Source organism: Frigoribacterium sp. CFBP 13605 (genome assembly GCF_014839405.1).
Classification (GTDB): domain Bacteria; phylum Actinomycetota; class Actinomycetes; order Actinomycetales; family Microbacteriaceae; genus Frigoribacterium.
Map to the genome: position 1 here is coordinate 1 of NZ_JACYNS010000126.1, position 6,277 is coordinate 6,277.

A 6,277-nucleotide genomic window follows, 5' to 3' on the forward strand; every position below is an offset into this window, starting at 1 on the left:
CCCCCGGACCGCCCGCCCCCGACACCCCCGAGAGGACCACCCCGTGACGACCGAACTCACCGTGCTCGTGGTCGACGACGACTTCTACGTCGCCGACCTGCACCGCCGCCAGGTCGAGCAGCTGCCCGGCCTGCGGGCGCTGCCGGCCGTCGGCACGGTCGCCGAGGTGCGCCGCGTCCTCGCCGAACGGCACGTCGACCTGCTGCTGCTCGACGTCCACCTGCCCGACGGCAGCGGGCTCGACCTACTGCTCGAGGTCGACGTCGACGCGTTCGTGCTCAGCGCCGCGTCGGACGCCACGACCGTGCGGCGGGCCCTGCGGCGCGGGGCGCTGGGCTACCTGATCAAACCGTTCGCGTCGGGCACGCTGGTCGACCGGCTGCGCGCCTACCAGCGGTACCGCAACGTGCTCGACGAGCGGACGGCCGTCGACCAGGAGGCGCTCGAACGGGCCCTGCGCATCCTCCATTCCGGCGACGCGGCGAAGGCGGCCTCGCCGTCGCGGTCGGCCACCGAGCAGGCGGTGCTCGAGCAGTTCGGCGCCGAGGCGGATGCGGTCGCCGCGGACCCCGACGCCGAGGTCGGAGCCGGGGCCGGGGTCGGGCCGCTCGAACTGTCGGCGGCCGACGTCGCCGCCCGGGTCGGGGTCTCGCGGGCCACGGCGCAGCGCTACCTCGCGGCGCTCGCCGCCGACGGTCTCGTCACGATGAAGCTCAGCTACGGCACCACCGGCCGCCCCGAGCACCGCTACTCGCGCCCCTGACCCGACCCGCGCCTCCTGCTCGTCGCCCGCTCGCTCGTCCGCCTGCTCGCCACCGCGTCGCACCGCCCACTGAACATCGCACCGCCCACTGAACATCGCACCGCCCACGTCGGCGGTGCGACGTCCAGTCGGCGGTGCGAAGCCCCCCCCGCTCGTCGGGGCGGGCCGCCGAGGAGGCGCGGGCCGGCTCAGTCCGCCGGTGCGGTCTCGACGACCGGACCGTTCACCTGCACGTCGATGAGGCGGCTGAGGGAACTGTCGGGTCCGCCCTGGAGGGTCACGGTGTAGGGCTCGTCCGCACCCTCACCGGGTCCGGTCACGATCCGCCGTGAGCCGCTCGGCGTGCTGTCGTCCTCGAAGACGGTGAAGCCCTCGGCGACGAGGGCGTCGACCAGCGCTGCCGTCGTCTCGTCCCGTGAGGCGCCCGGGACGAGCACGACGGAATGCGCGACGGTCCACTGTCGGATGCTGCTGTCCGGGTCGTTCGGCGTGCCGGCCACACCGGCGTCGCCGTCCTCGAACACCTCGACGCTCTCGACGACGGCCGGGTCGACGAGCGCGACCACCCGGTCGACGAGGTCGTCGGCACGTCGGCCGGTCTCTTCGATGGAGGGGGTCGACTTCCGGGTGGGGGTCTCGTCGACGGTCGGTCCGACCACGCCGAGGAGGACGTAGTTCTGCCCGGGCGACGCCCCGTTGTCACCGGCCTGCACGGTCAGCTCGAAGCCGTCGTAGCGGTCCTCGTCCGAGGTCAACGAGACCCAGCGACCTCCCGCGTTCGACGTCTCCCGGTCGAGACCCACCGTCCAGCCGTCCGCGACGCGGGCATCGATCACGGACTCGGCGACGTCGAGCTGGGGTGCGTCCGGCACGAGGTTCACGTACCGCAGCACCCGCCACTCCTGGATGCTGCCGTCGGCGTCGTCCGCGGAGCCGCCGATCGACGCCGCGCCGTCCTCCTGGGCCTCGACGCTCGCCACGAGGGTCGGGTCGACCTGGGCCTGGAGGCCGTCGATCAGTTCCGTGGCGATCGTGCCGGTCTCCTCGAGGGTCCTTCCGTCGTCCACATCGCGAGGGCCCGTCGTGCCGGTGCTGCACGCGGTGAGGAGGGCGATGCCCAGCGCCGCGAGGCAGAGCGCTCGTCGATCACCCATGGAGACCCACGAACCACCAGAGCGACGCGATCTCGGCGGGCTGCCGTTGGAGGCCGATCCACAGACCGACCGGCCACAGGAGCAGGGGCAGCACGACCCCGACCGCGACCACCGCGACCACGAGGGCGAGGAACACGAGTCCGACCGTGGCACCGACCGACCGGCGACCCAGAGCGGCCTCCGCGGCCGCCTCGTCGTCGTCCACGACGATCTCCTCGTCCGGGTCGGGAGCGTGCTCGTCCCCGAGGCCCCACAGCCGTCGACCGTCCTCGTCCATGCGCGCGCCTCCGTCCCCCCGGTCCTGGGCGCGACGCTAGCAGCAGGGGCGGCCCGCCCCCAGTACGGGGCAGCCGCCTGCGCACCGCTTACGTCGCCCCGCGCCCCGCCGATAGAGCGCCGTGAGCACGGATCGCTCGCACACCGGCCACGGATCGGCCCCTCGCACTCCATCGACCCCACCGGGACAGGCATGCCACTCGAATCCGTGACGCAAGCGGCGCTGCAGAGCGCCCTCGACGGTCTCTCGCTGCGTCAGAAGACGATCGCCGCGAACATCGCGAACGTCAACACCCCGAACTACACCGCCAAGCGCGTGCAGTTCGAGGAGGCGCTGGGCCGGTCGGTCGCGTCCGGCAGCGGGGCGGTCCAGGCATCCACGTCGCGCAGCCTCGAGCCGACCCGTCTCGACGGCAACAACGTGAACCTCGACACCGAGACCCTGTCGAACGTCGACACCGTGCTGCGGTACCAGTTCGCCACGCAGGCCATGAACTCCGAGCTGACGGCCGTGCGCGCCGCGTTCCGGACGAACTCGTGACCGCCTTCGACGCGATCGGCATCGCGAGCACCGGCCTGACCGTGCACCGCAAGTGGCTCGACGCCGTGTCGGACAACATCGCCAACGTCAACACCGTCAAGTCGATGGACGACACCGCCTTCCAGGCCCGCTACGTCGAGGTGCAGGAGGGCGCCGGCACGTCCGGCGTCTTCGTCAAGGCCGACCGCTACGGCAGCGAGGCCGGCCGCGTCACGTACCTCCCCGACCACCCGCTGGCCGACGCCGAGGGATACGTGCGCATGCCCGACATCGACCTCGGCGCCCAGATGGGCGACCTGATCATGGCGCAGCGTGGCTACCAGGCCAACGCCGCCGTGGTCGACCGTGCCAAGACGGCCTACGAGGCCGCACTCCAGATCGGACGTGGCTGATGCCCATCGCAGGAATCCAGGCCCTCGGGGCCGTGCAACAGACCGGCTTCGCCGACGTGGGCTCGCTCATGGGGGCCGGCGGTGCGTCCGACGTGACGGGCGTGGCCGGCGCGACCGGCGCCTCCTCGGCCTCGGGCGCGACCTTCGGCGCGACCATGACCGGAGCCGTCGAGGGGCTGCAGCAGCTGCAGTCCGAGGCGAAGACCCTCGCGGTCAAGGCCGTCACCGGTGACCTGACCGACATCCACGACGCGACCATCGCGGCGACGCGTGCCCAGGTCACGCTCGAGCTGGTCAGCGCCGTCCGCAACAAGGGCGTCGACGCCTTCAACGAGATCATGAGGATGCAGGCCTGATGCCGAACGCCGTCAAGGGCCAGCTCGCCAAGCTCGGTGCCGTCCTCCAGAGCTTCACGGTCGCGCAGCGCACGATCGCCGTCATCCTGGTCGCCGCCCTCGTGCTCGGCGTCGTCGCGCTCGTCAGCTGGCTGGGCAAGCCCACCTACACGCCGCTGTTCAGCGGCATCGACCCGACCGACGCGAGCGCCATCGTCGAACTGCTGCAGACCGACGGCGTGCCGTACGAGCTGACCGCGGGCGGCGGCACGATCCTCGTGCCCGAGAACGTCGTCTACGACGAGCGCCTCAAGGCCGCGGCCGCGGGGCTGCCCGCCGCGAGCTCGGGCGGCGGCTACTCGCTGCTCGACACCATGGGCGTCACCTCGTCCGAGTTCCAGCAGAACGTCACCTACAAGCGTGCGATCGAGGGCGAGCTCGCCAACACGATCAAGGCGATGGACGGCGTCAAGAACGCCAGCGTGCAGCTCGCGATCCCGGAGGAGTCGGTGTTCGTCGCCGAGCAGCGCGACCCGACCGCCTCGGTGTTCGTCGAGACCCAGGCCGGTGCGACGCTGGACTCCAAGCAGGTGCAGGCCATCGTCAACCTGACCAGCGCCTCCGTCGACGGCATGAAGGCGACCGACGTCGCCGTCACCGACGCCTCGGGCACGGTGCTCTCGGCCGTCGGCAGCGGAGCGGTCGGAGGCGCGGACGGCGACGCGAGCGACTACGAGTCCAAGGTCCAGGCCTCGGTCCAGGCCATGCTCGACAAGATGGTCGGCCCCGGCAACTCGTCCGTCGTGGTGGCCGCCGACCTCGACCAGAGCTCGGGCACCAAGGTGACCGAGTCGTTCTCGCAGCCGACCTCGGGGCCGATCGCCCTGAACGAGTCGGGCACCACCGAGCAGTACGGCTCCGGGGCGAACGGGGCGAACGGCACCGGTGCGACCGGCGTGCTCGGCCCCGACAACATCGCGGTGCCCAACGGCACGGCGGCCGACGGCACGACCACCGCGGGCACCGGCGCCGACGGGGGCTACACCAACGAGTCGACCACCAAGAACAACGCCGTCGACAAGGTCACCGAGAGCCTCAACGTCCCGGCCGGCGAGGTCAGCCGCCAGACGGTGTCGGTCGCGCTGAACTCGGCCGCGGCCAACGGGGTCAACATGCAGAGCGTCCGCGACCTCGTCGGTGCCGCCGCCGGCATCGACGCCGCCCGCGGCGACACCGTCCAGGTCGCGCAGGTCGACTTCGACACCTCGGCCGCGGACGCCGCCGCCGAGGCGCTCAAGGCCGCCGACGCGGCGAGTGCCAGCGAGGCGATGTGGGGCACCATCCGCACGGTCGGCATCGTCGCGGCCATCGCGATCGCCGCCATCGTGGGGCTCATCGTCTTCGCCCGTCGCAGCCGTCGCCAGGACCGCGAGGACGTCGACCTCGGCGAGCTCTCCCCGCAGAACGGCGCCCAGACCTGGGACGCCACGATGCCGCTGTCGCTCGACGACGCCGTCGCCACCTCGCGCCTGACCCTGCCCGGCATGGGCGAGCCGAAGACCGAGCTGCTCGAGGTCGACGCCCCGACGCCGTCGCCCGAGTTCGTCTCGGCCGAGCGCCGCCGGGCCGAGATCGACGCGATGGCCGAGCGCGACCCGGGCAAGACCGCCGAGCTGCTCCGCGGCCTGATGGACGACCGGCAGCCCGCATGAGCCTCGTCCCCACCACCTTCGGCGCCCCCGCGGTCCCCGGGGTCGGCAAGCCGTTGACCGGCGCCCAGAAGGTCGCGGTCATCCTCATGCAGATGGACCAGGCCCGCGCGGCCGCGGTCATGAAGGAGTTCAGCGAGGTCGAGGCCGAGGAGATCGCGGCCGAGATCGTGCGCCTGCGTCGCGTCGACCCCGTGCTCGCCGAGGCCACCGTGGCCGAGTTCCACGACCTCAGCGTCAGCGGCCGCTACCAGCGCCGCGGCGGGCACGACGTCGCCGTCGGTCTGCTCGAGGCGTCGTTCGGTTCCGAGCGTGCCGCCGGCGTCATGGAGCGCATGGCCTCCAACATGGCCGGCAAGTCGTTCGAGTTCCTCGACGAGGCCGAGGCCGGTCAGGTCGTGGCGCTCCTCGACGGCGAGCTGCCGCAGACCATCGCCCTGGTGCTCGCGCACCTCAGGCCCCAGCAGGGTTCCGCCGTGATGTCGGGCCTCGACGTCGAGCTGCGCGCCGACGTGGCCCAGGCCATCGCGACGATGGGCACGGCCACCCCCGAGTCGGTCGGCATCGTCGCGGCCACCCTCAAGGTGCGGGCCGGCGCCGTCGTCGCCCCGCGGGACCAGGTCGAGGTCGTCGGGGGCATCCAGCCGCTGATCGAGATCCTCAACCGCAGCGACGTGGCGACCGAGAAGGCGCTGCTCGAGGGCCTCGACGAACGCGACCCCGAGCTGGCCGAGGAGGTGCGCTCGCGCATGCTCACCTTCGAGGACATCGTCAAGCTCGAGTCGCGCGACATCCAGCAGGTGCTGCGCGGCATCGACGCGGCGATCCTCGCCACGGCGATGAAGGGCGCGCCGGCGGCGGTCACCGAGGTCATCCGCGGCAACGTCTCCGAGCGCAACCGCGAACTGCTGGACGACGAGCTGCAGTCGATGGGTCCGGTCCGCAAGTCGCAGATCGAGGAGGCGCGGGCGTCGGTCGTGCGCGCCATCCGCGAACTCGAGGCGATGGGCGCGATCACCATGCACCGCTCGGACGACGACGCCCTCGTCGAGTAGCCCGGCCCCCCTTCGGGGCAAGGGCTAACGCCGTCCCGGCCGAGGTCGAGAG

8 protein-coding genes are annotated in these 6,277 nt (G+C 72.3%); 6 read left to right on the forward strand and 2 right to left on the reverse strand.

The window, feature by feature from the left end; all coding sequences use genetic code 11:
• Positions 1 to 43 precede the first annotated feature (43 nt).
• On the forward strand, positions 44 to 763 hold the full coding sequence (locus IFT36_RS14575; RefSeq protein ID WP_200413502.1) for a response regulator: 720 nt from the start codon (positions 44 to 46) through the stop codon (positions 761 to 763).
• A gap of 188 nt (positions 764 to 951) precedes the next feature.
• Here the strand turns inward: IFT36_RS14575 and IFT36_RS14580 are convergent, their stop codons facing one another.
• Together IFT36_RS14580 and IFT36_RS14585 are read right to left on the reverse strand one after the other, a co-directional pair.
• Positions 952 to 1,917, reverse strand: a complete 966-nt coding sequence (locus IFT36_RS14580; RefSeq protein WP_200413503.1) for a hypothetical protein — start codon at positions 1,915 to 1,917, stop codon at positions 952 to 954.
• Positions 1,910 to 2,194, reverse strand: coding sequence for a hypothetical protein (locus tag IFT36_RS14585; protein ID WP_200413504.1), 285 nt, complete (start codon positions 2,192 to 2,194; stop codon positions 1,910 to 1,912). The genes IFT36_RS14580 and IFT36_RS14585 overlap by 8 nt, the downstream gene beginning before the upstream one ends.
• 192 nt (positions 2,195 to 2,386) lie before the next feature.
• Here IFT36_RS14585 and IFT36_RS14590 point away from each other — a divergent pair, with 192 nt between their 5' ends.
• From IFT36_RS14590 to fliG, 5 genes are read left to right on the forward strand one after another with little or no spacing between them, the layout of a single operon-like run.
• Positions 2,387 to 2,734, forward strand: coding sequence for a flagellar basal body rod protein FlgB (locus tag IFT36_RS14590; RefSeq protein WP_055975153.1), 348 nt, complete (start codon positions 2,387 to 2,389; stop codon positions 2,732 to 2,734).
• On the forward strand, positions 2,731 to 3,126 hold the full coding sequence (locus tag IFT36_RS14595; RefSeq protein WP_043596823.1) for a flagellar basal body rod protein FlgC: 396 nt from the start codon (positions 2,731 to 2,733) through the stop codon (positions 3,124 to 3,126). The genes IFT36_RS14590 and IFT36_RS14595 overlap by 4 nt, the downstream gene beginning before the upstream one ends.
• The gene (fliE, locus tag IFT36_RS14600) at positions 3,126 to 3,482 is read left to right on the forward strand and encodes a flagellar hook-basal body complex protein FliE (protein ID WP_123571316.1); all 357 of its coding nucleotides are present in this window, start codon (positions 3,126 to 3,128) and stop codon (positions 3,480 to 3,482) included. The genes IFT36_RS14595 and fliE overlap by 1 nt, the downstream gene beginning before the upstream one ends.
• Positions 3,482 to 5,173, forward strand: a complete 1,692-nt coding sequence (fliF, locus tag IFT36_RS14605) for a flagellar basal-body MS-ring/collar protein FliF (protein WP_200413505.1) — start codon at positions 3,482 to 3,484, stop codon at positions 5,171 to 5,173. Before fliE ends, fliF begins: the two co-directional genes overlap by 1 nt.
• The gene (gene fliG, locus IFT36_RS14610) at positions 5,170 to 6,225 is read left to right on the forward strand and encodes a flagellar motor switch protein FliG (RefSeq protein ID WP_159827884.1); all 1,056 of its coding nucleotides are present in this window, start codon (positions 5,170 to 5,172) and stop codon (positions 6,223 to 6,225) included. Before fliF ends, fliG begins: the two co-directional genes overlap by 4 nt.
• Positions 6,226 to 6,277: the final 52 nt, after the last annotated feature.

Coding starts and splice junctions, on each gene's coding strand:
- IFT36_RS14580 (WP_200413503.1), bottom strand. CDS start 1,917: ATGGGTGATCGACGAGCGCTCTGCCTCGCGGCGCTGGGCATCGCCCTC.
- IFT36_RS14585 (WP_200413504.1), bottom strand. CDS start 2,194: ATGGACGAGGACGGTCGACGGCTGTGGGGCCTCGGGGACGAGCACGCT.
- IFT36_RS14590 (WP_055975153.1), top strand. CDS start 2,387: ATGCCACTCGAATCCGTGACGCAAGCGGCGCTGCAGAGCGCCCTCGAC.
- fliE (WP_123571316.1), top strand. CDS start 3,126: ATGCCCATCGCAGGAATCCAGGCCCTCGGGGCCGTGCAACAGACCGGC.
- fliF (WP_200413505.1), top strand. CDS start 3,482: ATGCCGAACGCCGTCAAGGGCCAGCTCGCCAAGCTCGGTGCCGTCCTC.
- fliG (WP_159827884.1), top strand. CDS start 5,170: ATGAGCCTCGTCCCCACCACCTTCGGCGCCCCCGCGGTCCCCGGGGTC.